We start from the raw sequence: 1,275 nt of genomic DNA, 5'->3' as shown, positions 1-1,275 counted from the left end.
CGTCGAGCACGTTCTGGTCGTCCGCCGCACCGGCATCGAAGTCCCCTGGACCGAAGGCCGCGACCGATGGTGGCACGACACCGTCACCACCGCATCACCCACCCACGAAGCCCAACCCTTCGACGCCGAACACCCCCTGTTCATCCTCTACACCTCCGGCACCACCGGAAAACCCAAAGGCATCCTGCACACCACCGGCGGCTACCTCACCCAAACCGCCTACACCCACCACAACGTCTTCGACCACAAACCCGCACAAGACGTCTACTGGTGCACCGCCGACATCGGCTGGGTCACCGGACACAGCTACATCGTCTACGGCCCCCTCGCCAACCGCACCACCCAAGTCGTCTACGAAGGCACCCCCAACTCGCCCACCGAGCACCGGCATTTCGAGATCATCGAGAAGTACGGCGTCACCATCTACTACACCGCCCCCACCCTGGTGCGCACCTTCATGAAGTGGGGCAGACAGATACCCGCCGCCCACGACCTGTCCAGCATCCGGGTACTCGGCTCGGTCGGCGAGCCCATCAACCCCGAAGCCTGGCGCTGGTACCGAGAGGTCATCGGCGGTAACCGCACCCCGATCGTGGACACCTGGTGGCAGACCGAGACCGGCGCCATCATGATCTCCCCGCTGCCCGGCGTCACCGCCACCAAACCCGGCGCCGCCATGACCCCGCTACCCGGCATCTCGGCCCAAGTCGTCGACGAAGAAGGCAAACCCGTTCAACGCGGCGAAACCGAAGCCAACGGCTACCTCGTGCTCGACCAGCCCTGGCCGTCCATGCTGCGCGGCATCTGGGGCGACCCCGAACGCTACAAAGCCACCTACTGGGAACGCTTCGCCGAACAAGGCTGGTACTTCGCCGGCGACGGCGCCAAACTCGACACCGACGGCGACCTGTGGGTCCTCGGCCGCGTCGACGACGTCATGAACGTCTCCGGCCACCGAATCTCCACCGCCGAAGTCGAATCCGCCCTCGTCGGACACCACACCGTCGCCGAAGCCGCCGTCGTCGGCGCCACCGACCCCACCACCGGCCAAGGCATCGTCGCCTTCGTCATCCTCACCGCCGAAGCCCACCCCACCGACACCCTCATCGACGACCTCAAAACCGAAGTCGCCCGCGAAATCAGCCCCATCGCCAAACCCCGCGAAATCCACATCGTCCCCGAACTCCCCAAAACCCGCAGCGGCAAAATCATGCGCCGCCTCCTGCGCGACATCGCCGAAGGACGCGAACTCGGCGACACCTCCACCCTCGTCGA

General features: G+C 65.8%; 1 protein-coding gene. It reads left to right on the top strand.

Annotation, left to right across the window (positions count from 1 at the left end):
• On the top strand, positions 1–1,275 hold a 1,275-nt coding region (locus NNI01S_RS32935; protein ID WP_063025445.1), incomplete at both ends, for an acetate--CoA ligase.

The sequence above is a fragment of the Nocardia niwae NBRC 108934 = DSM 45340 genome (assembly GCF_001613465.1).
GTDB lineage: Bacteria > Actinomycetota > Actinomycetes > Mycobacteriales > Mycobacteriaceae > Nocardia > Nocardia niwae.
The sequence above is the reverse complement of the archived record's forward strand: the minus strand, read 5'-3'. Positions and strand labels throughout refer to the sequence as shown.